Origin of the sequence: Oribacterium sp. oral taxon 078 str. F0263 (genome assembly GCF_000469565.1) — a bacterium.
Lineage (GTDB): Bacteria > Bacillota > Clostridia > Lachnospirales > Lachnospiraceae > Oribacterium.
On sequence record NZ_KI273102.1, the window covers coordinates 23,860 to 43,782 of the forward strand.

The 19,923-nt window shown below is 48.6% G+C and carries 34 protein-coding genes; 30 read left to right on the plus strand and 4 right to left on the minus strand.

Annotated elements, in window-relative coordinates; translation table 11 throughout:
* Nucleotides 1-8: 8 nt before the first annotated feature.
* On the minus strand, nucleotides 9-371 hold the full coding sequence (locus HMPREF1986_RS12520; RefSeq protein ID WP_021773501.1) for a helix-turn-helix domain-containing protein: 363 nt from the start codon (nucleotides 369-371) through the stop codon (nucleotides 9-11).
* Nucleotides 372-524: 153 nt separating this feature from the next.
* On the opposite strand from HMPREF1986_RS12520, the gene HMPREF1986_RS04050 reads away from it, so the two are divergent.
* The 20 genes from HMPREF1986_RS04050 to HMPREF1986_RS04130 all read left to right on the plus strand — a co-directional run bounded on the left by HMPREF1986_RS04050 (nucleotide 525) and on the right by HMPREF1986_RS04130 (nucleotide 9,015).
* Nucleotides 525-731, plus strand: a complete 207-nt coding sequence (locus HMPREF1986_RS04050; RefSeq protein WP_021773502.1) for a hypothetical protein — start codon at nucleotides 525-527, stop codon at nucleotides 729-731.
* 55 nt (nucleotides 732-786) lie between these two features.
* The gene (locus HMPREF1986_RS13090; protein WP_021773503.1) at nucleotides 787-1,002 is read left to right on the plus strand and encodes a hypothetical protein; all 216 of its coding nucleotides are present in this window, start codon (nucleotides 787-789) and stop codon (nucleotides 1,000-1,002) included.
* A complete protein-coding gene (locus tag HMPREF1986_RS04055; protein ID WP_021773504.1) occupies nucleotides 974-1,168 on the plus strand; it encodes a hypothetical protein in 195 nt (64 codons plus the stop codon). Before HMPREF1986_RS13090 ends, HMPREF1986_RS04055 begins: the two co-directional genes overlap by 29 nt.
* Nucleotides 1,165-1,404 (plus strand): hypothetical protein, encoded by a 240-nt coding sequence (locus HMPREF1986_RS04060; RefSeq protein ID WP_021773505.1) that lies wholly within the window; start codon nucleotides 1,165-1,167, stop codon nucleotides 1,402-1,404. Before HMPREF1986_RS04055 ends, HMPREF1986_RS04060 begins: the two co-directional genes overlap by 4 nt.
* 50 nt (nucleotides 1,405-1,454) lie before the next feature.
* Nucleotides 1,455-1,688 (plus strand): hypothetical protein, encoded by a 234-nt coding sequence (locus tag HMPREF1986_RS04065; RefSeq protein WP_021773506.1) that lies wholly within the window; start codon nucleotides 1,455-1,457, stop codon nucleotides 1,686-1,688.
* Between the two features lie 33 nt (nucleotides 1,689-1,721).
* Nucleotides 1,722-2,015, plus strand: a complete 294-nt coding sequence (locus tag HMPREF1986_RS04070) for a DUF3850 domain-containing protein (protein WP_021773507.1) — start codon at nucleotides 1,722-1,724, stop codon at nucleotides 2,013-2,015.
* On the plus strand, nucleotides 2,012-2,263 hold the full coding sequence (locus HMPREF1986_RS04075) for a hypothetical protein (protein WP_021773508.1): 252 nt from the start codon (nucleotides 2,012-2,014) through the stop codon (nucleotides 2,261-2,263). Before HMPREF1986_RS04070 ends, HMPREF1986_RS04075 begins: the two co-directional genes overlap by 4 nt.
* A 17-nt stretch (nucleotides 2,264-2,280) precedes the next feature.
* Nucleotides 2,281-3,291 carry a DNA cytosine methyltransferase gene (locus HMPREF1986_RS04080; protein WP_021773509.1) on the plus strand — a complete coding sequence of 337 codons (1,011 nt, stop codon included), beginning with the start codon at nucleotides 2,281-2,283 and terminating at the stop codon, nucleotides 3,289-3,291.
* Nucleotides 3,227-3,658, plus strand: coding sequence for an XF1762 family protein (locus tag HMPREF1986_RS13485; RefSeq protein ID WP_081688433.1), 432 nt, complete (start codon nucleotides 3,227-3,229; stop codon nucleotides 3,656-3,658). Before HMPREF1986_RS04080 ends, HMPREF1986_RS13485 begins: the two co-directional genes overlap by 65 nt.
* Before the next feature lie 12 nt (nucleotides 3,659-3,670).
* Nucleotides 3,671-4,612, plus strand: coding sequence for a phosphoadenosine phosphosulfate reductase family protein (locus HMPREF1986_RS04085; protein WP_021773511.1), 942 nt, complete (start codon nucleotides 3,671-3,673; stop codon nucleotides 4,610-4,612).
* 34 nt (nucleotides 4,613-4,646) lie between these two features.
* A complete protein-coding gene (locus tag HMPREF1986_RS04090) occupies nucleotides 4,647-5,468 on the plus strand; it encodes a DNA adenine methylase (protein ID WP_036599269.1) in 822 nt (273 codons plus the stop codon).
* Nucleotides 5,465-5,707: a DUF551 domain-containing protein gene (locus HMPREF1986_RS04095; RefSeq protein ID WP_021773513.1), complete on the plus strand. Its 243-nt coding sequence runs from the start codon at nucleotides 5,465-5,467 to the stop codon at nucleotides 5,705-5,707. The genes HMPREF1986_RS04090 and HMPREF1986_RS04095 overlap by 4 nt, the downstream gene beginning before the upstream one ends.
* 74 nt (nucleotides 5,708-5,781) lie before the next feature.
* Nucleotides 5,782-6,129, plus strand: a complete 348-nt coding sequence (locus HMPREF1986_RS04100) for a DUF4406 domain-containing protein (protein WP_021773514.1) — start codon at nucleotides 5,782-5,784, stop codon at nucleotides 6,127-6,129.
* Nucleotides 6,105-6,422, plus strand: coding sequence for a hypothetical protein (locus HMPREF1986_RS13095; protein WP_155978761.1), 318 nt, complete (start codon nucleotides 6,105-6,107; stop codon nucleotides 6,420-6,422). Before HMPREF1986_RS04100 ends, HMPREF1986_RS13095 begins: the two co-directional genes overlap by 25 nt.
* A 49-nt stretch (nucleotides 6,423-6,471) precedes the next feature.
* Entirely contained in the window at nucleotides 6,472-6,864 is a 393-nt protein-coding gene (locus HMPREF1986_RS04105; RefSeq protein ID WP_021773516.1) for a VRR-NUC domain-containing protein, read from the plus strand.
* 10 nt (nucleotides 6,865-6,874) lie between these two features.
* Entirely contained in the window at nucleotides 6,875-7,126 is a 252-nt protein-coding gene (locus HMPREF1986_RS04110; RefSeq protein WP_021773517.1) for a hypothetical protein, read from the plus strand.
* Nucleotides 7,127-7,135: 9 nt separating this feature from the next.
* Nucleotides 7,136-7,630, plus strand: coding sequence for a hypothetical protein (locus tag HMPREF1986_RS04115; protein ID WP_021773518.1), 495 nt, complete (start codon nucleotides 7,136-7,138; stop codon nucleotides 7,628-7,630).
* A gap of 111 nt (nucleotides 7,631-7,741) precedes the next feature.
* On the plus strand, nucleotides 7,742-8,491 hold the full coding sequence (locus HMPREF1986_RS04120; protein ID WP_036599270.1) for a rolling circle replication-associated protein: 750 nt from the start codon (nucleotides 7,742-7,744) through the stop codon (nucleotides 8,489-8,491).
* Nucleotides 8,478-8,738 (plus strand): hypothetical protein, encoded by a 261-nt coding sequence (locus HMPREF1986_RS04125; protein WP_021773520.1) that lies wholly within the window; start codon nucleotides 8,478-8,480, stop codon nucleotides 8,736-8,738. Before HMPREF1986_RS04120 ends, HMPREF1986_RS04125 begins: the two co-directional genes overlap by 14 nt.
* A gap of 37 nt (nucleotides 8,739-8,775) precedes the next feature.
* Nucleotides 8,776-9,015, plus strand: a complete 240-nt coding sequence (locus HMPREF1986_RS04130; protein WP_155978762.1) for a hypothetical protein — start codon at nucleotides 8,776-8,778, stop codon at nucleotides 9,013-9,015.
* Between the two features lie 64 nt (nucleotides 9,016-9,079).
* On the opposite strand, the gene HMPREF1986_RS12525 is transcribed toward HMPREF1986_RS04130, so the two are convergent.
* The 3 genes from HMPREF1986_RS12525 to HMPREF1986_RS04145 all read right to left on the minus strand — a co-directional run bounded on the left by HMPREF1986_RS12525 (nucleotide 9,080) and on the right by HMPREF1986_RS04145 (nucleotide 10,600).
* On the minus strand, nucleotides 9,080-9,499 hold the full coding sequence (locus HMPREF1986_RS12525; protein ID WP_021773522.1) for a hypothetical protein: 420 nt from the start codon (nucleotides 9,497-9,499) through the stop codon (nucleotides 9,080-9,082).
* Nucleotides 9,500-9,564: 65 nt separating this feature from the next.
* On the minus strand, nucleotides 9,565-10,017 hold the full coding sequence (locus tag HMPREF1986_RS04140; RefSeq protein ID WP_021773523.1) for a hypothetical protein: 453 nt from the start codon (nucleotides 10,015-10,017) through the stop codon (nucleotides 9,565-9,567).
* A 313-nt stretch (nucleotides 10,018-10,330) separates the two neighbouring features.
* Nucleotides 10,331-10,600 (minus strand): hypothetical protein, encoded by a 270-nt coding sequence (locus HMPREF1986_RS04145; protein WP_021773525.1) that lies wholly within the window; start codon nucleotides 10,598-10,600, stop codon nucleotides 10,331-10,333.
* A 216-nt stretch (nucleotides 10,601-10,816) separates the two neighbouring features.
* Here HMPREF1986_RS04145 and HMPREF1986_RS13255 point away from each other — a divergent pair, with 216 nt between their 5' ends.
* The 10 genes from HMPREF1986_RS13255 (at nucleotide 10,817) to HMPREF1986_RS04195 (ending at nucleotide 19,787) form a co-directional block, all read left to right on the plus strand.
* Nucleotides 10,817-10,960, plus strand: coding sequence for a hypothetical protein (locus HMPREF1986_RS13255; protein WP_196806100.1), 144 nt, complete (start codon nucleotides 10,817-10,819; stop codon nucleotides 10,958-10,960).
* Nucleotides 10,961-11,048: 88 nt separating this feature from the next.
* A complete protein-coding gene (locus HMPREF1986_RS04150) occupies nucleotides 11,049-11,522 on the plus strand; it encodes a helix-turn-helix domain-containing protein (protein WP_196806101.1) in 474 nt (157 codons plus the stop codon).
* Entirely contained in the window at nucleotides 11,509-12,984 is a 1,476-nt protein-coding gene (locus HMPREF1986_RS04155) for a terminase large subunit domain-containing protein (protein ID WP_021773527.1), read from the plus strand. Before HMPREF1986_RS04150 ends, HMPREF1986_RS04155 begins: the two co-directional genes overlap by 14 nt.
* An 11-nt stretch (nucleotides 12,985-12,995) precedes the next feature.
* A complete protein-coding gene (locus HMPREF1986_RS04160; RefSeq protein WP_021773528.1) occupies nucleotides 12,996-15,203 on the plus strand; it encodes a portal protein in 2,208 nt (735 codons plus the stop codon).
* Nucleotides 15,200-15,529, plus strand: a complete 330-nt coding sequence (locus HMPREF1986_RS04165; protein ID WP_021773529.1) for a hypothetical protein — start codon at nucleotides 15,200-15,202, stop codon at nucleotides 15,527-15,529. Before HMPREF1986_RS04160 ends, HMPREF1986_RS04165 begins: the two co-directional genes overlap by 4 nt.
* 159 nt (nucleotides 15,530-15,688) lie before the next feature.
* On the plus strand, nucleotides 15,689-16,534 hold the full coding sequence (locus tag HMPREF1986_RS04175; RefSeq protein ID WP_155978763.1) for a hypothetical protein: 846 nt from the start codon (nucleotides 15,689-15,691) through the stop codon (nucleotides 16,532-16,534).
* 22 nt (nucleotides 16,535-16,556) lie between these two features.
* Nucleotides 16,557-17,600, plus strand: coding sequence for a N4-gp56 family major capsid protein (locus tag HMPREF1986_RS04180; protein ID WP_081688435.1), 1,044 nt, complete (start codon nucleotides 16,557-16,559; stop codon nucleotides 17,598-17,600).
* 13 nt (nucleotides 17,601-17,613) lie between these two features.
* Complete coding sequence (locus tag HMPREF1986_RS04185) at nucleotides 17,614-17,928, plus strand: hypothetical protein (RefSeq protein WP_036599278.1); 315 nt, start codon at nucleotides 17,614-17,616, stop codon at nucleotides 17,926-17,928.
* Nucleotides 17,929-17,991: 63 nt separating this feature from the next.
* Nucleotides 17,992-19,143, plus strand: a complete 1,152-nt coding sequence (locus HMPREF1986_RS04190) for a hypothetical protein (protein WP_021773533.1) — start codon at nucleotides 17,992-17,994, stop codon at nucleotides 19,141-19,143.
* A gap of 92 nt (nucleotides 19,144-19,235) precedes the next feature.
* Nucleotides 19,236-19,787, plus strand: coding sequence for a hypothetical protein (locus HMPREF1986_RS04195; RefSeq protein WP_155978764.1), 552 nt, complete (start codon nucleotides 19,236-19,238; stop codon nucleotides 19,785-19,787).
* Nucleotides 19,788-19,923: the final 136 nt, after the last annotated feature.

Here is a 19,923-nt window from a genome sequence, read left to right on the forward strand (position 1 = left end):
TGGATGGTTCAGGCGGTCTCGATATCGGCGGAGGTCGACGATCTTCGTTCCGTTGCGGATTCCTCGATGTCAAGTAATTTGCGGATACTGATTCGGATGCCGGAGTTAGCATTGCGATAGGCTATAACCAGTTCGCGTTCCGCAGGGGAGAGAATGATGTCAGGTGATAAGTCGTCAAATCCCATCAGGTAAGAAGGCGTGCATTCTAGGATTAGGGACATTTTGGCGAGAATGGATTTTTTGACATTTTGAACTCTCCCACTTTCGTATTTGGCAATAGCAGATTTTTGCAATCCCAATTTTTGCGCAAGCGCATCTTGCGTAAGATGCATTGCGATACGTCGCTCTTTGATTCTATTCGCCATAGTCATAGATAAATATGTCCTTTCGATTTTTTAATATTTCAATGATACTCTGACAGTGCGATAAAGGCAATATAAGATAGCAAAATTAAAAAACAGATTGACAAAAAAGCGCAAAGCTCATACTATAGAAGTGTCTAAATAAGACACAAAGGAGGAAATATGAATAAAAATTTATTAAAATCAATCATAGTAAGAAATGGAGATAGTGGAAAATCCCTTGCAGGGTATTTGAATATGACAAATGGGACGTTCTCGCGGAAGATCAACGAAAGAAAGGGAGCTGAGTTTACGGTAGGAGAAATCTTAAAGATAAGGACAAAATATCAGCTGAGCGCAACGGATATAGATCAAATTTTTTTCACATAAAAGTGTCTTAAAAAGATACAGCAGGCAAATTTTAGCTGAATAAGAAGGAGGAAACATGGATTTCATTTTTGCACTTAAGGATGGATCTCACTGCGAGATTGCATTCAGTTGTGGTCATCCGGACATTGAGAATAATCAGTGTCCGACAAGATTCGGGGACTGCGAGAACTGCCGTCATGGTGTGGCGCGCATGCAGATCAAAGATGCGATGAGACTGCTCGACATCGGAAGGGGAGGAGAAGATGAAGGACGGGCTGAAAGTAGGGATTGAAACGGCAAGAAAACGAGTGGGAGAACTGCGGGATATGTGGCCACATGACAGAGAGCCAGATGCCTGCACAATGTGGGCATTGTGGCAGAAGTTCATCGAATTAGAAACAGATATAAAGTTTCTCGAACAGCGGTTCCGGGAGATCGAAGAGGAGGAGATACGATGAGACTGACAGAGTTAAATGTGCCTGATCTGAAGGCCATGGCAGAAGGAAGACGGGTTGCGGAAATGGCCAGAGAGCTTCAGGTGCTGAAGAGAAGGACTTCTCTTCTCGGGGCGAATCTGAGGGTCCTCGTTGAGGACAAGAAGACCGCACTGGGAAGAATGATTTTCTGGAGATGGGTGGCAGTCCTGGAGTGCATAGGGTTACTGTCACTCATTGCGTTGCATATCTTTTCGTAAAAAGCGGAGCAGGATAGAGGGATAATGCAGTTTCCGGGGAAGGAAAAAGAATGCCAAGGATAAAGGCAGATCCTTTGTGTAAAGCAAAGGACCTGGCAAGGGTTTTGAAGATCAAGAAAATAGAGTTAGACCTTCGGGATGAAGATATCGCGAGGGAAATCGGGATTTCGGAGAGGAGCTTTGCCAGGAGGAAGAGATCTGGGAATTGGGAGTTCCCGGAGCTTATCAAACTTTTCCGGGAATTACATCTTAGGGATGAGGATATCCTGAAGATTATGAAATAAGTGTGCGGATTAAGTTTTGATTGGAACAGAGGAATGATACACGAACTGAAAATTCTGCCGGAATACTATAACGCCGTCAAGAGCGGAAAGAAGAAGTTTGAGCTCAGAAAAGACGACCGGGGATTTGCGGAAGGTGACAGTCTGCGGCTCCATAAATGGACTCCTAATGGAGGATATACCGGAGAGGACATTATAACAGATATCACTTACATCCTGCGCGGCCATTCGGAGTATGGTCTCGAAGAAGGTTTCTGTTTGATGAGTCTTGGACCGATTCTCAAGACAGAAAAAATTGATGATTCTATAAGGGGTGAGAAGGAGGAATGAAGGCGTGGATCGTATCCGACAGAAAGAGAAAGTCTAGGATTTATGCTGTCGTGTTCGCGGAGACAGTAGGAAAAGTGCTTAGATACACACACCTCCGTTTAAAAGAATGGATCGAGCTGGACTTCACGGGTCTTCGGGTGACGAGGTGCAAAGCGCTCGATGAATACTATCGCGGAGAGCCGGAAATGGACTGGTTCAATATGGATGACCGCGAGGCGATGATAAAACATGTGGGAATAAGCTTTTGACATGGGAGAAGAGAAACATGAATCATCTATCCCTTTTCAGCGGAATTGGCGGTCTGGATCTTGCGGCGGAATGGGCCGGAATCAAGACAGTAGGGCAGTGTGAGTTTGCCGATTACTCATATTCCGTACTTGAGAAGCATTGGCCGGATGTCCCAAAATGGCGGGATATCCGGGACCTTACGAAGGAAAGCTTTTATGAAAGAACAGGTTTACGAACAGTTGACATTATTTCCGGAGGATTTCCATGCCAGCCGTTCTCTTTGGCCGGGAAGCGAAGAGGCGAGAAGGATGACCGCTTCCTCTGGCCGGAAATGTTTCGAGTCATTCGGGAGCTCCGGCCGAATTGGATTATTGGAGAAAACGTTGCTGGGATCGTCAATATGGCACTCTCCGATATTCTTTCTGCGTTGGAAGACGAGGGATATCGGTGCAGGGTGTTTATTATTCCAGCTCTTGCGGTCGGCGCATGGCACGAGCGGAAGCGGGTCGCGATTATCGGATGCCGGGAGAGTGGCGTTTCCGACGCCGCGGGCCTCGGACAGCAAAGGAGCTCCTGCTCGGCGGGAGAGCATCGAAAAGGCGGCAAAGAGCGGGAAACTGTCGAGCGCAGTGTTACTTCCGACGGTCACGACGGGAGCGGGGCTTTGCGGAGGGAGTGGGAATTTTCAGAAGCTGAAGGATCTTACGGAGAATGGAGTATTGACAGAAGAGGAGAGAAAGAATCTGTCACGGGGGAATGGAGGCCAGTTGAATCCGGAGTGGACGGAGTGGCTGATGGGCTTCCCCATAGGCTGGACAGAGATTTTCTCCTGAACCATTACTGGGATTCGGAGCCGGAGATCCCGCGGATCATCGGGAGGATCCCGCATAGAGCAGAACGGATCAAATGTCTGGGGAATGCGGTAGTGCCGCAACAGTTTTATCCGATCTTCAGGGGGATTCAAAAAATAGATGAACAGGAAAATGAGAATAAGGCCAATAACGCTTCGGGAAGCGAATCAGTACGTGGAAAAACATCACAGGCATAACGCAAAAGTGGCAGGATGTAAATTTGCGATCGCATGCTATTCGGAGGATCAAATTTGCGGTGTCGCAATATGCGGAAGACCGGTATCGAGATATTTAGATGACGGAAGGACGTTGGAAATCAATCGAGTGTGTACTGATGGATCGAAAAATGCGTGCTCTATGCTATACGGGGCTTCCTGTAGGATCGCGAAGGAAATGGGGTACGAGAAAGTAATTACGTATACCCTTCAATCGGAGACAGGGGCATCCCTTAAGGCAAGTAATTTTGCCTTCGACGGGGAAGCCGGGGGAATTCATTGGACGGGAAAACGAGGGAAATCTCAAATGCCGAATGAAATGAAAAATAGGTGGCATAAATCTTTTTAGGAAAACAAAAAAATGGGAAAGAGAATAGAAGATAGTATGAGAGCCCTTCGGCTGGCAGCAGAGATGAGTCAAAGATTTTATGAAAAGCCGCTCATTATCACCTACTCAGGCGGGAAGGATAGCTCGGTCCTATTGGATCTTGCGGAAAATTGCTTAAAGCCGAATGAGTTCGAAGTGATCCATTCTCTGACAACGGTAGACGCTCCGGAAACGTTCTATTTCATCAAAGACGAGTTTAAGCGGTTGAAAGCAAAAGGTGTCAATGCGAAGATCAGTAAAGCTGTGGACGAGAGTGGGAAGCAAATCACCATGTGGAATTTGATCCCTAAGGAAAAGATTCCTCCCACAAGGATAATGCGCTATTGCTGCGCGGTCTTAAAAGAGTCGAAAACTCCCAATAGGATATGCGCGACGGGAGTAAGGGCAGAAGAAAGCGCAAAGAGAAAGGGGAGAGATACTTTTATTGTGAAAGGTACAACGGCAAAGGACGCTAAATTTTTTCCGCTGGAACACGCGCTGGAAGTCTATGAGGAAAGCCTTACACGAGAACCGATCTGGAATTGCAAATTGATAGAGGAGATGCGGAAGAAAAATAACATAATTGTAAATCCCATTTACGATTGGACGAGAAAAAACGTCTGGGAATATATCAGATCCCGCCATTTGAAAGTGAATCCCTTATACGACAGGGGTTATACACGTGTGGGATGTATTGGTTGTCCTCTGGCAAGCTACTGGAGTAGGAAAAAGGAATTTTCGGAGTACCCGAAATATAAGGAGGCCTATTTAAGAGCATTTGAAAAAATGCTTGAGGAGAGAAAGCGCAGCGGGCTATCGTTTAAGTTTAAGTCGGCGCAAGAAATGTTTGACTGTTGGATGGAGGAGTACAAGCATAACTGCAAAGGGCAAATAACATTGCAGGAATGGGAAACAGAAATCAGTGTGAAGGCATAGCAATAATTATGGCTGAACAATGAGGAGTAAAAGCATGAACGGAGTGATTAAGTACCCGGGAAGCAAATGGAGGATCGCAAAATGGATCATACAGAGATTTCCTAAACATCATAGTTATTTAGAGCCATTCTTCGGAAGCGGAGCCGTGTTTTTCAGCAAGCCAAGAAGCAATATCGAGACCATCAACGATATAGATGATAATGTTGTGAATCTTTTCCGGTGTATCCGGGAAGATCCGGAGAAGCTCAGCAGGGCGGCATACCTTACGCCATATGCGCGAGTGGCCTATGAAGATGCATGTGCTTCAGAGAGGAAAGATCCATACCAAAAGGCTATCGATTTTATGATCCGGCTTAATTCTGGCTATGGATTTAGGACAAATGGTCAAAAAGTGGGATGGAAGGAAGATATCCAAGGGAGAGAAAAGGGGTATGCGGCAATCGATTGGGGAAACCTCCCCAATAAGATCATTGAAGCCGCAGAGAGACTCAAAGGGGTCCAGATAGAGCACATGGATGCAGTGGAGTTGATAAAAAAATTTAACTCTGAAAATGTCCTGATCTACTGCGATCCGCCATATATGCTGAGTACCAGAAGGCAAAAGCAATATGCCTATGAAATGGAAAATCGGGATCATGAAGAGCTTTTGGAAGCTTTGAAAGCTCATAAAGGATCAGTAATACTTAGCGGATATGAGTCGAATTTATACAGAGAGGCTCTTTCAAACTGGCATACAGAGCAGATCATAAGTAGAAATCAAGCTGGGCAAGAGAAAATCGAGATGATTTGGATGAACTTCTCTCCAGCAAGACAAATGACTTTACAAGAATGGCAGGCGGAAGAAGGGGAGACATGAAGAATAAGCAAGAAATGGAGTGGATCCCGTGTAGAGAAAGAATGCCAGAGGCAGACGGCGAGTATATCGTCACATATTGCGTTTATAGGGAGAGCTACGGTGTTACAGAAATGACATTCAGTACAGACAAAGTTAGAGGAAAGACTGTGAAAAGATGGCATTGGCATAATTATATATCTACTTGTGAAGTTATTGCCTGGATGCCGCTTCCGGACCCATACATGAGGAAGACACAGTAAGCAGATGGGAAGATATGTCGGCAGAAGCAAAAGGGTCATGGGATCGAAAAGGGAAATGATGAAGGAGGAAAAGAGTGATTGGATATCTAAGCGGGCCCATAACTGGGGTGGAAGGATATGAACAGAAATTTGCGGAGGCGGAGCAGAAGGCAAAAAATCTCGGGTATTCCGTTATTAACCCGGTAAAACTTCGCGAAGTAGTACCGATAGAGGAATTGGATTATGCAGATATCATGGATATTGATATGTATTTGCTTTATAAAGCGGATTGTCTGATCCACCTCCAGGGATGGGAGGGATCGACAGGCGCGGGACTGGAGCATTTTGCAGCCATGAAAATGGGGAAGAAAATATTCTCGATCGAGGATCTTCCGATTTGTGAAGCAGGGGAGAAAAGATGGGGGAAAGATGGGCCGAGGTAAGGATAAAGGGAAGGCTGATAGAAGTATCGCTATGGTGCTCACATGGGAAAGCATCCCTGTCTGGAGATTGCCCGACAAGCTTTAAAGACTGCAAAAATTGCAGTCACGGGGTTTTACTTATCCCGGCAAGAATGCTGCAGTTACTGGAAGAAAAGAAAGAATGGAAATACGAGCACGGAGGATCTGGGAACAGCAGCCGACCGCGGGGCGAAACCATTGGAAGCGAGAAAACAAGGAAAGACAGAAGTGAAAAGTTAGTGCCTGGGAAAAGATTGCGAGCGTACTTGGAGTGATGGGATTTGCAGCGATGATTTGGGGAGAAGGGAGAGAAGAAAGGAAGAAATGGGGAAGACATTGATCGGCGCGCGGGTGCTATCCGGATCGGAGGAGCAGGAACAAATGCAGGTCATTGCATGGGCAAGGCTCATGGCGAGAAAAGATTCTGCACTGAAGATGCTGTTCCATATTCCGAATGGAGGGAAGCGAGGAAAGCTGGAGGCGATTCGATTTAAGAAAATGGGGGTCCTGGCGGGAGTACCGGACTTGTTTCTGCCAGCTCCTCGGAAGGGGTATGCGGGGCTCTTTATAGAAATGAAGGTCGGCGGGAACCGGATCACACAGCAGCAGGCGGAACTGATCCATGGACTGAGTAATCAGGGATATCTGTGCAGTGTCTGTTATGGGGCGGATGCCGCAATCAAAGAAATATCTGACTATCTCGGGATACGGAAATAAGGAGGAGAAAATGGGAGAAAGAAGAGGAAAATATGAAGAATGGACCGGACCATTTGGGAAAGCGGAACTGGCAGCAATGGAGCGAGAGCCGGCTCGGCATATGCTGCCAGCTTATGCTTATACTCCGCTTTGTCCGGATCCAAGATATCGCACGGCGAAAGGGGTGCGGGAGGCGGAGAGGGAGTATAAAGAAAATGAACAGAAAAATCCTGTAAAGCAGGCAGAAAAGAGGATTATCCCGCTGAAGAATTTGGATTATTAGGAGGTGGCTATGAACGAGAAGGAGAAAATGCCGGAAGAACTGGAGAGTGAGGAGAGAGAGGAGCGAAAGGAGAGGATGAGAGATACTGAAGTGAAAGGAGAATATGGGACTTGTCAATTCTGCCAGCAGCAGAGGATTGTCTATCCCTTGCGGGAGGAGACGCAGGAGGAACTGGATCGCATGGCGACAGAGGCGTGTCAGTGCGAAAGAGCGCAGAACGCTAGGAAGCAAGCAAGTGCTCATGCGAGGATTATGGCATACATCGCAGTGCTAATGGATGAAATTAAGAGAAAAGACTGGTTTTCAGCGCAGGAGATCGCAATGGGAGCGCTTGAAACTTTGGAGACCATGCTGCTGAATGTTGTGGATATGCTTGAAATCAGCATGGGGACGCTGCAGAGCGTAAACATAAAAATAAAGGATATAGCGATTCGGGTAAGTAAATCCGGAACCGCTATCAGTTTCAAGGTTTCCGAAAAGAAGGATCAGACGGTGAAGTTTTAGCAGATAGATGTTTGCCTTCTAATTAGGAAGAAAGAGAGCGAAGGGATGCGCGATATCATCCCAATTCAGTTCTTTAAGCCATTAACTTTAGGAACAAGAAGGACGGAAATCATGTATGTGAAGAAGACGATCATCTATGGGAATCGGATCGAGGAGAGGAAATATCATACGAGGAGATTCCGTCCGAAGGATGGGAAGAGACAACGGCGAGAGAAGATCACGCCGGAGAAGATACAGGAGAACAATGAGAGAAACTCTGTTCGGAATTTGTATCGTCTATTAGTGGGGAATTTTTCCAGCGAAGACTACCATGTGGTATTGACATACGGAGAATCGGACCGTCCTGATCCGGAAGGAGCGAAGGAGAGACTGAAGAAGTTATTCGCGAAACTCCGTAAGTGGTTCCGGAAGCAGGGCGGAGAATTGAAATTTATCGCTGTGACGGAGTGGATGAAAAAGAAGGTCCATCATCACGTCGTGATTAGTGGAATGGATGGGCTTGCCAGGGCCTTACGGAAATTATGGACGGGCGGAGTCCATATGGAGCCGCTTTTTGAGAATAAGGATTTCCAGGGGCTTGCAGAGTATCTTGTAAAAGAAACAAAGAAGAGTTTCCGGCAGCAGGGAAGTCCAATCAGGCAGAGATATACCCATAGCCGGAATTTAAAAAAACCGATCGAGAAGATCAAGGTGATCGATGCCGAAAGCTGGAGGGAAGATATTGTGGTCCCTCGGCGCTTTCGCGATGCGGGATATTTGCTAGATAAATCCAGTGTGGTATCTGGATTTGACTTTTTTGGGTATCCGTTTTTGGAATATCAATTTGTGCGGTACTTGGAGGACGAAAATGCAGTGGTATAAGGAGAGACTGAAAGTAAGATGCCCGTTTTACGTCGATCACACGTATCCAAGGAGGGGAAGTGAGCCAAAGATATCATGCGAGGCGCCGGAGTCCTGGAAGGAGGAAGTGGATGTACAGTTGAGATTTAAAAACAAGGAAATCAGAGAAGCACATATGTGGCGCTATTGCTGGGGGAGGTATGAGGCTTGCCCTTACTTCAAAATGAAAGAAATGGCGGAGGAAAATGAACAAGAACAGAAAAAGTGAAGGGATGAGAAAGCGGCTTGGAAAGGAAATCCTATGGTTGGAACGCCAGAAAGAGCTCCTTATACGGAATCTGGAGACAAAGAAGCAGCAGGTGCAGAAGCAGGAGAATGCACTGACGCAGCAGAACTATATTATCTATCGGCTCCTGGAAAGATTGGGAGGAGAGACGTGTATCGTATCGCCGCACCTGGAGGAGAATGTCAATGACAGATTGAGTGTCAAATTGGAGTATTCTCCGGGAGGGGAGCTGCTCGGGATGTATTTGAAAATCAATTAGCAAAATATAAAAGGGACCGCATGTCCGAAGGATCGGGCTGCGGTCTCTTTTGCATCTTGGGAGATCAATGGAGGATAAGGGATTCAACGATCTCCGACATGGATGTATTGCCTTCAGAAGCCATATCCTTCAACGCTTGCCTTGCGGATGCAGAAAGTCGCAAGGTTATTGTCTTCTTTTCCGGATCATAGTTATGATCAAAGATTCTAGAAAAATCCTCTTCACTGATATGATCTTTCGACCATTCTTCCGCCTCAGAAAGAGTCAGAGGCTGAATCATTTCTCCGCTTGACCAGGAATTATTTCCCAGGAATCTAGCGTACTTAGTGGCGGCCCCACCTTCGCAGTGGAGAAAATACTCGCCCGTACTCTTACGGTAAAGAGTCTCCACTACTTGAGATAGTTCCCCGATATCGGAGGACCATACGGCCAAAGCCTTGGCCGTATGGGTGTTGTAGCGTTTATCATTGATAATCTTTTTCACAAAGGAGTCCTTTCTGCCTTCGTAACCTCCGGGGCGGGATATTCTCGATGGGCGTCTAAACTGAATCAGTTCTCATCATCCTCTTCCGCATCATCGCCTTCATCATCTTCATCACTCTCTTCTTCCTCCTCATCATCATCGTCCTCATAGTTCGGACGGTTCAACTCGACCTCAAAGATACATTTTTCTGCATACACTTCTTTGAGATGCTCAAAATCTGAAGCGACTTGATGGATGTATCCATAGTGTGCGACAACAACGATATCCTCGCCCAAGCAATAGAGGATATAGCAACCGTCTGGTAACATATAGATCGCCTTATCCTTCTCCTCAACTGTGATTTCCAAAAACTCAATAAATGCTTTTTCATCCTCATCTTCGGTCAAGCCATAATTCTTTTCTAATAGATCGTAGACTGACCTGGTCTCGAGAACCTTCCCGCAAGGATCGGTTACTTCAAATTCATCCACATCGATCCAAACGTAAGATACATTATCCCATCCGTCATGCTTTGCCATTTTCTTTGCCTTTCTCCCGTCGTAACCTCCGCGGGGGGATGAAATCAGAATTTCTCAAAATTTCCAATCGCTTCGGAGCGGTTCTTTTCCCACTCCTCCGCCTCTGCTGCGGTCATGGGGCGGATACTCTGTCCGTATCCTCTCCAGTTTTCACCGCGGGGCTCTCCGTAAATAGTGTTAGGGCCGCCCATGCAGTGGAGGAAAAACTCCCCGCCGCGCTTCCGATGGAGAGTCTCAATAACTTCCGTAAACTCCCCATTGGTACTGTTTGTTTTGTCCTGGGATCCCTTCTGGGGGCGCCCATAGAGTATACTTAATCGCCTACTTTAATGACTCTGGGGTCAAAAAAATCGTATTTTGGTTCAACCCAAAAGCCAGCCCAAAATTCGTGGAGGTGGGTCTCCTCATACTCCTTTCTGTAGTAATAATACAGTCCCTCGACGCTCCTCGGATGATACTTTTCTATGGCCTTGGCCCTAATCCTTGGGTCCATCATATTTTCTGCCAATCTAAACTCGATATAGCCACCGCAGCACCACACAACGGCTTTGCCGTCAACTTCCTTTCTGTGACTCAGTTTCATGTTTTCTCCTTTGCCATCGTAACCTCCGTGGCGGGCGCCTTTGTTTGTTGTGAGTACATCTTAGCATATGTTTATTTAAATGTCAATAGAAACGACGTTTAAATAAACCGAAATATACAACAAAAAGTAAGGAGATATTTTGTGCAAATTGCATTCAGAGGCTGGAAGAGAAGAATCTGGAGTAAGATCAAGAGCGTTTGGATATTGCTTGAATGAATGAGAGAGAAAAATGCAATAATAGAGCAAGAGCGGAGGCGCGAAGCGGATGGGAGAGACTCGGACAAAAGAGAAAGAAAATCGGACAAGGATCCAGCATCCAAAGGAGGGAGGAAGAAAAAAGAAAAGAGTTCCTTCTATTAGCGCGCGCGAGAAAAAATATTTAGATGGAGCAGGAGGCCGTCCGAAAAGAAGGAAAACGAAGGCGGATCGGTGGATTAGCGGAAACGGATTGGATGCGATAAAGACCTGGAAAAGAAATGGAGTGTCTGATGAGGAGATTGCAAAAAACATCGGAGTGAGTCGGTCTACGCTAAATGAATGGAAAAGAAAATATCCAGACTTATCGGACGCTTTTACGCGCGCGCGCGCAGTAGCGGATGCCGTTATAGAGGGGGCGCTCTTCCGGGCGGCGAAGGGCCATGTCGTAAATCTAAAGAAAATAAGGATTACGGCGAACGGAGATATCATAGAATACACGGAGGAGCATTATATCCCGCCGGATGTCAAGGCGATGATCTTTTATTTAACAAATCGAATGCCGGGGAGCTACAAGCACAATCGGGATCTGATCCCGGAGGATGCAAAAGGAAATACCGGCGGGAAAGTGGAGATTGTTGTGCAGCAGGACGGCCTGGCGGAAGTAGAAGCGAGAGCGATCGCGGAAGCGATGGAAAAAGAGGGAAATGCGAATGGAAGTGCTTGAATATCGAGACCCGAAAAGCGGCATAGCGATCGAGCGACCGGCGGAGGTGATCTGGGAGCCGCAGGACAAGCAGGCCATGATGATGGCGAGAGCGGAGTATGAGGCCTTATACGGAGGTGCGGCCGGAGGGGGGAAAACAGATTATCTTGTGATTGAGGCACTCCGGCAGGTAGATATCCCATGGTATAAGGGACTTATCCTCAGACGGACTTACCCGCAGCTAAAGGAGATCATCGACAAGGCCTACCACTACTATCCGCGGGCCTATCCTGCAGCAAGATACAACAAGACAGAGCATCGATGGAGGTTTCCGTCTGGCGCAAAAATCGATTTTGGATCGATGAAATCGGAGGAGGATAAATACAGATACCAGGGACTTGCCTATGACTTTATTGGCTTTGATGAGCTCACACATTTCACGGCGTCGCAATATGAGTACCTAAAAAGCCGGAATCGGCCCAATGGTCCGGGGACAAAGGTCTATATCCGATCGACGGCAAACCCCGGCGGTGTAGGGCATGGATGGGTCAAAGAGCGTTTTGTCACGGCCGGGGAGCCTGGAAAAACGAAAACGGATGTCCTCAAAGTCGTGACGCCGGCAGGAGAAGTGTATAAGGCACAGTCTCGTGTCTATATCCCGGCGTCTGTATTTGACAATAAAAAGCTGCTGGAAAACGATACAGAGTATGTCACACGCCTCTTTTCCCTTCCGGAGGCGGAAAAAAAGGCGTTGTTGTATGGAGACTGGAATAGCTTTAGTGGACAGGTGTTTGTGGAGTTTAGGGACAATCCGGAGGGATATGAGACACACAAATGGAGCCATGTGATACAGCCTTTTGAGATCCCGCAGCACTGGGCCATAGTGCGGGGATATGATTTTGGGTACGCGAAGCCTTATGCTGTGGGATGGTATGCGGTAGATCATGATGGGGTCATGTATCTGATCCGGGAGCTCTATGGCTGTACAGGGGAGCCAAACATTGGGACAAGACAGGACAGTCATGAGCAGGCTCGGCTGATCCGGGAGATCGAGGACAGCGACCCGGTGTTAAAAGGACGCAATATCGCCGGGATCGCGGATCCCGCGATATTTGAGAAATCAACGGGGGAGAGTATCGCGGAGCAGATGGAGAGGGAGAGGATCTTTTTTGATCCCGGGGATCATAAGAGGATCGCAGGCAAGATGCAATGCCACTACAGGCTGTCCTTTGATGACAATGGGCGTGCAATGTTTTATGTCTTCCGGGACTGCAAGGATTTTATCCGGACCGTCCCGAATCTTGTCTATGATGAGCATCATGTGGAGGATGTCGACACAGAGGGGGAGGATCATATCTATGATGAGTGGCGCTATGTCTGTATGGCGCATCCGATCGCGCCGCGGAAAAAGTCAAAGCGGACGGTCCCGGAGTTTGACCCGCTGGAAATCTATCATGATCAATGGGGCAATGTAACACGCTGAGAGGAGGAGAAATGAGAAAGAAACTGAAGAAAAGAAATGCAGATCTTGCAGCAGGAAGCCAGGAGGGAGTGAATGCGTTGGCAACGGGAGGAATGGAGGATCTGGATGCGCAGATCGCGATGATACAAAGGAGGAGGGGAGAGCTAGCGCAGGGGATGCAGCGGAATCGAGAGAAACAAGCGGAGATCATGCTGCCTGAAACGAAAGAAATGGGAGCAGCAGGCCCGACGGGGGAAGTATCGCGAAGCGACGGGAGAAATAAGAATGGGATGCAGGAGCAGGGGAATCCGGTGGGGCGTATGTCGGATAATCCGGCGACTTATAGGGATGGGGAGAATACCCCAAAGCAGGGCTTAAATGACAGCGATGTTGCGGAGGCCAGACAGAGAGCTCTGGACTATAAAGCAAAGCTGGAGCCGCTTTATCGCAGGCTCAGGCTGAATGAGGAGTATTATCGACAGAGGTATAGCTGGACAAAGCCGGAGGATGACAAGGAAAGCCTGCCAAATCAGTCGAGCGGATATCTTGTCAACTCGATCATCAATAAGACGGCGGATATCATGGACAACTATCCTGAGGCAAATATCCTGCCGAGGGAGAAATCCGATGAAGAAGCGGCAAAAATCCTGTCAAAGATCATCCCCGTCATTCAAAAGCGGAACCACTTCCGGAAGATTTATTATAAGAATGCGCTGGAAAAGGTGAAAAACGGTTTCTCGATCTTCGGGACATTTTGGGATCCGATGGCGGAGAACGGAATGGGAGAAGTGCGGGTAGAGGGAATCGATCCGATCCATGTGCGATGGGAGCCGGGGGTGGAGGATATCCAGGATGCGAAAGAGATCTTTGTCCTGCGAGACTATGATAACGATGTCATTGAGGAGCTTTTTCCGGATATGCGGGGGAAGACGGGAGGATCGGAGCTGAGCGGGACGGATTACCTGGGAGCAGAAGAGAAGGTAGACCGCACCGATAAATCCACGGTCTATGATTGGTATTACAAAAAGACCGTGCGCGTAGAGGTGGCGGGGCAGGCATTTCCGAAGACGGTGCTGCACTATGCAAAATTCTGTAACGGAAAACTTCTGTTTGCGTCGGAGAATGATGAGAGATATCGGGACGGATGGTATCAGGACGGAAAGTATCCCTTTGTTTTTGACGTGCTTTATCCGGTAAAGAGCACTGTGTACGGATTTGGAATGATCGATATGATGCGACAGCCGCAGGAATTTATTGATCGTGTGGATTTTGGAATCCTCACAAACGTGCTTGCGAATTGTAGGCCGAGATATTTTGTGAAGGAGCAGGCGCAGATCTCGGAGGAAGAGTTTTTGGATTATACAAAACCCCTGGTGCATTATACGGGGGGGAGTGTAACAGATATCCGCCCAATGGATCAAAATCCGCTCTCCCCAATTTACCAGCAGGTGCTGGCGGACAAGAAAGAAGAACTGAAGGAGAACACCGGGAATCGGGACTTTTCGCAGGGGACGACATCAGGCGGAGTCACAGCAGCAAGCGCAATCGCGGCGCTGCAGGAGGCGTCCAGTAAGACCTCAAGGACGATCAATATCATCTCCTACTCCTCCTACGAGGAGGTTGTGGGGATGATGATATCCCGGATGCGGCAGTTTTATACGATTCCGCGCACGTTCCGGATCGTAGAGGAGAATAAATCCCGATTTGAAACGATCTCCGCAGAAACTCTGAATCCGGAGGGAGAACTGGATGAGACGCTTGGGACATATATCGGCGGAAGAGTGCCGATCTATGATATCGATATCTCCGCACAAAAGCAGTCTCCCTACAGCAAGATCGCAGAGAATGAACTGGCGAAGGAGCTCTTCCAGCTTGGGGTCTTTAATCCGGAGCTTGCGGATCAGGCCATTCCGTTGATCCGGATGATGGACTTTGATAAAAAGGCTGAAGTCCTGGATACCATCGCGAAGAATCAGCAACTGTATGTCCAGAATCAGCAAATGAGACAGCTCCTTGCGGGGCTTGGCCCAGTAATCACGCAGACCACAGGCAATACGGCAATCGAAGAAATGTTCGGGAACGCGGAAGATACGGAAGGGGAGCCTCTCATAAGTCATGTGGCGCCAAAGGATCAGGAAACAAATCAGCTGGGAGAAACGGATACGATGGAGGATCGGTCGACGGGGGCAAACATGAGGAGAAGAGTCCGCGGAATGGCGGAAGTGGGAGGTGCCAGATGACAAATATCAGGTTGATTGCAAATCGGAACAGGATAGGATTTAAGGCAGATGGGCATGCGGAGAACCGATATGCCTGCGGAAAGATCAGTATCATGTGCCAGGCCATGGCAGAAGCAATCCTGGCGAGGGCACCGGTGGAGTCCGTCAATGGATACACGGAGGGCACCGGAAAGACGGAAATCATCGCAGATATTTCCGGAATCTCGGAAGCGGAGTACAGGGAGCTTCTTACGATACTGGGAGTGGGACAGATTGGATTTTCCATCATACAGGTGCAATTTCCGGGGAGTTTGGATATTGCTTTCGAGAATTCCGCGGAGGGATGATAAAACAAAATAAGACACCGGGGAGAGACCCGAGAGACACCGCGGATAGACGCGTGTAGGCGCGAAGGAGGCGCAGTAAGAATGAGAAGATGGCATGATCCGTTACAGTTTGGAGAGGGCGCTGGGGAAGGAACCTCTGGAGGATCCGGAGGAGAAACTGTGCAGGGAACCAACGGGGAAGAAACGGGAGTACAGGAGGCGGCAGAAGGGGAGCAGGAAGAAGGCGCAAAAGAGGAGCAGACAGATCCGGAAGGGGAGAAGAAAGAAAGAGTGACGCTCCGCGACCTATTGTCGCAGGATAAGGAACTGAAGAAGGAATATGATAAGACAGTGTCCGGCATCGTAAAGAATCGTCTGAAAGGCTTTGATGAGTTACAGAAAACGAATCAGAGCTATCAGGAGATGGCAAGGGTACTGATGGACATTATTCCAAACGCGCCGCGAGATGGGAATCCGGAGTCGATGCTGAACTACCTGAAAGCGCAGCAGGATCTCTGGGCGGATGCCGCGTCGGCGGCAGGTATGTCCACAGAGGCATACCAAAAGATGACAAATATCCAGCGTCAATCGGAAGAGATCCTCGGACAGCAGCGCGCGCAGCAGGAAGCGGCCCTCCGGCAGCAGCAGTTCGAAAACTGGGACCGGCAGGCCGAGGAAGCCAGGGAACTCTATCCCGATCTGGATCTCGTGGCGGAACTGGACAATCCACAGTTTACAAGACTGATGGATTCCGGATTTACGGTGCAGCAGGCTTTTGAGGCTGTGCATCATCAGGAGCTTATGGACGGAGCAATCCGGTCTGCGTCTAGTATTGCGGCGCAGAACGCGACGAGAAAGACCGTCAACGCACTTCGATCCTCGCAGCAGAGACCGGCGGAGAATGGCGTCGGTGGGAGTGCCGGAAGCGGTGCGCATCGGCTGGATCCACGCACAATGTCATCGGAGCAGAGAAAATCACTGATTGATAGAGCAATGGCCGGGGAGAGAATCACACTGAATGATTAAGCTCCCGGGGGAAAGGGAGAACATGAGGAAAGAGGGAATCACTATAGCAAAGTTTTATCACAATCCGCTGCAGTTCGGGCCGGGGACGCCGCTCAATACCACGGCAACCTCCGAGCTCAGCCCGGAGATGAAGGAATTTTATGATACGCATCTGATTGAGCTCGTCGGGCCGTATCTCGTCCATGACCAGTTCGGGCAGGAAGAGAATATCCCGAAGGGAAGAGGAAAGACCATTGAGTTCCGGGGTTTTAAGCCTCTGCCGAAGGCGCTCACGCCGCTTACGGAGGGCGTGACGCCGGACGGGACGAAGATGCAGATGTTCACAAAGCGGGCGACACTGAACCAGTATGGCGCGTATGTGCCGCTTACGGATCTTCTGGAGCTTACGGCGCTGGATCCGATGATTCTCAGGGCAGAGGATGCGATCGGGCAGCAGGCTGGAGAAACGCTGGACACGGTAACGCGAGAGGTCATTAACGCGGGGACGAATGTACAGTACGCAGAGGGACAGGTCTCTTCCCGCGCGGCCCTGACCGGCGCGATGAAGCTCACAGTAAAAGCGCTGAAGATTGCTGTGCGAACGCTGAAGAAAAAGAATGCGCCCAGGATCAAGGGAAACTACTGCGCGATCATCAATCAGGATGTGGCCTTTGATCTGACGGAGGACCCGGAGTACAAGGAGCAGATCAAGTACACGGATAACTCCTCTTTTAAAAACGGATTCCTCTATCGCCAGTGGGGCATAGAGTTTTATGAGTCCACGGAGGCCAAGATCTTCGCAAAGGCCGGGGCATCGCAGCAGGACGTCTACAGTACGCTTGTGATCGGTCAGGGCGCATATGGTGTATCCAGGCTGTCCGCGGCGAGAGATGGAGCTGGGAGGGCGATGGGCCGAGACGGCATTGAAATGATCGTACATCAGAGAGGAGAGGCCGGATCCTCTGATCCGCTGAATCAGAGGTCCACCGTCGGATGGAAGGCGACCAAGGCGGTCTGCATGCTCGTGGATGAGTACATGGTCCGGATCGAGACGGGGTCCAATTTTAACGACCATGAGGCAAACTAAAAGGAGGATAAGGATGGCAAAGACTGGAAATCTGGAAGAGGAGTTTGCAATGAATCCGCCGGAGCCCGTTGCGGAGGGAAATCTGAAGGAGGATGAAGCGAAGAAAGAGGAAGCGACGGAGGCGATGGAAACCATCGTTATACCGATGACGGATGAGGATAAGGACGATAAGTTTCTCTGCATCAACGGTCGCGGGATCTACGTAAAGCGTGGGGAGGCTCAGAAGGTCCCAAAGCCCTATGCGGAGCTTTGGAAAAACTCGCAGATGCAGGCATCCAGGGCGATGCGATACCAGATGGAGAACGAAAACAAACAGCTTACAGACTGATGTCTGAAGCCGGGAACGGGCGGGGCAGAGGTCCCGCCCGTGTTTCATAGGGAGGGGAAAAGGATGATTAAAGTAAGAGGGAAAGTGCTTTTCATTCCGGAAGAAGAAGCGACGATCGCGGCAGTGGGGGATTCATTCAGCTTGGAAAGGATCTTTCATATCGACCGTTTTTCTCCGGATGGAATTGATCTTTCTAATCTCATATTTCACTTGAACGCGAAATTTATGGACAGGCCGGGGACAGACAGGAGCTATTTGGAAAAAAGCATAACGGAAGATGAAGTGATCCTGCAGTGGCATATTGCGAGCTCGATGACAACACATCGCGGAAGCGCATTTATCCAGTTGGATGCCGTGGATCAGGGGGGACAATGCCGTTGGAGATCCTATCAGGGAGTCGTATACATTGAGGAGTCCCTTGATAACCCTAACATGCAGTCTGCATGGCTGTCAGAATTGGAGCAGCTAGAGAATCAGATCGATAAAAAATTGGACGCACTGGAAGGCGTCAGTAGAAGAATAGAAAAAGTGGAAGACGATGTTGCGGCCAGGATGCTGGAGTTTGCGGCTGAGAGAGAAACCCTAAAGCAATATGCGGCACTGTCACGCTCCTACGCGACAGGGGACGCGGTGGGAATCAACAGGCCGGAGCAAGGGAGGGATAACTCGAAATATTATTCCGCTGTGGCTCAAGCGGCAGAAACCAGTGCGGAGGCAGCAAAAACCGGGGCGGAGGCAGCAGCAGAAGCAGCAGCAGAAGCGGCAAGGCATGCAAAAACATTGGCGGGTGTCGAGATTGCAGACGTTCAGGATGCAATAGATGCGATGATGTTAAGAAATATAGAAGGAAAAAAGCATCATCTTGTCGATCTTGCGGGTATAAAAGCGGGAATGAATGCTTATAATAGCGAAGTTGTATTATATATAAAACGACTGGCAGAAGATAATCAAAAGGAACTGAAGAAGAGAGTGGCATGGGATAGGGTCACAAATGAATACCTGGAAGATTTTGAGCATGTCGCAGGAAGCAACAGTGTGTTCAAAATCGAAAAACGAGTCAAAGCGATTGAGGAGGTCGTGGTAAGAACGGAAAAGAATCAGGACGAATCAAAGATGATAAGCCAGTTTACGCTAGAGAAATCGGAAACCTTCCCGAGAAGGCTGCATGTTTTCTCAAAAGGAGGATATGTGGGATATATCGACCTGAACAAGTGAAAATCGAAAGGCGGGGCTTTGGCTCCGCCTCTTTATTGCTTGCCATAAATCCGATGCAGAAAGATAAGATAGCAAAAAGAGAGGGGATAAAAATGAAAATTACTGTCGGAGAAGTATTGCATATCGCGGATATCATGCGGCCGAATGCCGTGGAACCGGAGATGAAGCTTCGCTTTTTGAATGAAGTGGAGGCAGAGGTATTTGACGTCCTGTCCCGTTATGTTCCAAGAGCCTTCAAAAGCTTTGGAAATGTCGGAGCACGGAAGCAGCTAGGATTAGATTGGGAGAGCGGCGGGATAGGTGGAGTGCCTGCAGACGATGCGGGAGAAGTGGAACGTGATGGACAAGGTACCCTCGCTTGGGATGGAAATCCACTGGAAATGGGGGAAGCCAGAAGGAAAGAGAAACCGCTTTGGAAGTTGAAACCCTATCTTCCGACGGATCATGAGGCGGTGCTCCTTCTGGACAGCAGATTCAGCGGAGTTTATACGGCTTATATTATGGCAAAGATTGATTTTCTGGAAGAGGAAAGCGAGAACTATTTGAACGATTCGCAAATGTACGCGGCCGAAAAAGATGCCTTTGTATCCTGGCTGATCCGCACGCATCGACATATCAATGTAAAGACAAGGGGGCTTCTGTGAATCTTCCGAAACTGCAGCAGATTGTAAAGAACAAAAGAACGATAGGAAATTTCGGGGGACTCAATGAGTCCCTGATTTTGAATGAGAATGAATTCTCGAAGATGAAAAATATCTGTTCCGACATGTATCCGGGAAT

Bases quoted from the DNA above. Each gene is read 5' to 3' on its own strand.
- HMPREF1986_RS04190 (WP_021773533.1), top strand. From the start codon at position 17,992: ATGATTAAAGTAAGAGGGAAAGTGCTTTTCATTCCGGAAGAAGAAGCG.
- HMPREF1986_RS04120 (WP_036599270.1), top strand. From the start codon at position 7,742: ATGTATGTGAAGAAGACGATCATCTATGGGAATCGGATCGAGGAGAGG.
- HMPREF1986_RS13095 (WP_155978761.1), top strand. From the start codon at position 6,105: ATGGGGGAAAGATGGGCCGAGGTAAGGATAAAGGGAAGGCTGATAGAA.
- HMPREF1986_RS04165 (WP_021773529.1), top strand. From the start codon at position 15,200: ATGACAAATATCAGGTTGATTGCAAATCGGAACAGGATAGGATTTAAG.
- HMPREF1986_RS04140 (WP_021773523.1), bottom strand. From the start codon at position 10,017: ATGGCAAAGCATGACGGATGGGATAATGTATCTTACGTTTGGATCGAT.
- HMPREF1986_RS04115 (WP_021773518.1), top strand. From the start codon at position 7,136: ATGAACGAGAAGGAGAAAATGCCGGAAGAACTGGAGAGTGAGGAGAGA.
- HMPREF1986_RS04085 (WP_021773511.1), top strand. From the start codon at position 3,671: ATGGGAAAGAGAATAGAAGATAGTATGAGAGCCCTTCGGCTGGCAGCA.
- HMPREF1986_RS04050 (WP_021773502.1), top strand. From the start codon at position 525: ATGAATAAAAATTTATTAAAATCAATCATAGTAAGAAATGGAGATAGT.
- HMPREF1986_RS04090 (WP_036599269.1), top strand. From the start codon at position 4,647: ATGAACGGAGTGATTAAGTACCCGGGAAGCAAATGGAGGATCGCAAAA.
- HMPREF1986_RS04125 (WP_021773520.1), top strand. From the start codon at position 8,478: ATGCAGTGGTATAAGGAGAGACTGAAAGTAAGATGCCCGTTTTACGTC.
- HMPREF1986_RS04145 (WP_021773525.1), bottom strand. From the start codon at position 10,600: ATGAAACTGAGTCACAGAAAGGAAGTTGACGGCAAAGCCGTTGTGTGG.
- HMPREF1986_RS04055 (WP_021773504.1), top strand. From the start codon at position 974: ATGAAGGACGGGCTGAAAGTAGGGATTGAAACGGCAAGAAAACGAGTG.
- HMPREF1986_RS04060 (WP_021773505.1), top strand. From the start codon at position 1,165: ATGAGACTGACAGAGTTAAATGTGCCTGATCTGAAGGCCATGGCAGAA.
- HMPREF1986_RS04155 (WP_021773527.1), top strand. From the start codon at position 11,509: ATGGAAGTGCTTGAATATCGAGACCCGAAAAGCGGCATAGCGATCGAG.
- HMPREF1986_RS04185 (WP_036599278.1), top strand. From the start codon at position 17,614: ATGGCAAAGACTGGAAATCTGGAAGAGGAGTTTGCAATGAATCCGCCG.
- HMPREF1986_RS04110 (WP_021773517.1), top strand. From the start codon at position 6,875: ATGGGAGAAAGAAGAGGAAAATATGAAGAATGGACCGGACCATTTGGG.
- HMPREF1986_RS12520 (WP_021773501.1), bottom strand. From the start codon at position 371: ATGACTATGGCGAATAGAATCAAAGAGCGACGTATCGCAATGCATCTT.
- HMPREF1986_RS04180 (WP_081688435.1), top strand. From the start codon at position 16,557: ATGAGGAAAGAGGGAATCACTATAGCAAAGTTTTATCACAATCCGCTG.
- HMPREF1986_RS04065 (WP_021773506.1), top strand. From the start codon at position 1,455: ATGCCAAGGATAAAGGCAGATCCTTTGTGTAAAGCAAAGGACCTGGCA.
- HMPREF1986_RS04075 (WP_021773508.1), top strand. From the start codon at position 2,012: ATGAAGGCGTGGATCGTATCCGACAGAAAGAGAAAGTCTAGGATTTAT.
- HMPREF1986_RS13255 (WP_196806100.1), top strand. From the start codon at position 10,817: ATGAGAGAGAAAAATGCAATAATAGAGCAAGAGCGGAGGCGCGAAGCG.
- HMPREF1986_RS04160 (WP_021773528.1), top strand. From the start codon at position 12,996: ATGAGAAAGAAACTGAAGAAAAGAAATGCAGATCTTGCAGCAGGAAGC.
- HMPREF1986_RS04070 (WP_021773507.1), top strand. From the start codon at position 1,722: ATGATACACGAACTGAAAATTCTGCCGGAATACTATAACGCCGTCAAG.
- HMPREF1986_RS04105 (WP_021773516.1), top strand. From the start codon at position 6,472: ATGGGGAAGACATTGATCGGCGCGCGGGTGCTATCCGGATCGGAGGAG.
- HMPREF1986_RS04095 (WP_021773513.1), top strand. From the start codon at position 5,465: ATGAAGAATAAGCAAGAAATGGAGTGGATCCCGTGTAGAGAAAGAATG.
- HMPREF1986_RS04195 (WP_155978764.1), top strand. From the start codon at position 19,236: ATGAAAATTACTGTCGGAGAAGTATTGCATATCGCGGATATCATGCGG.
- HMPREF1986_RS13090 (WP_021773503.1), top strand. From the start codon at position 787: ATGGATTTCATTTTTGCACTTAAGGATGGATCTCACTGCGAGATTGCA.
- HMPREF1986_RS13485 (WP_081688433.1), top strand. From the start codon at position 3,227: ATGAGAATAAGGCCAATAACGCTTCGGGAAGCGAATCAGTACGTGGAA.
- HMPREF1986_RS04080 (WP_021773509.1), top strand. From the start codon at position 2,281: ATGAATCATCTATCCCTTTTCAGCGGAATTGGCGGTCTGGATCTTGCG.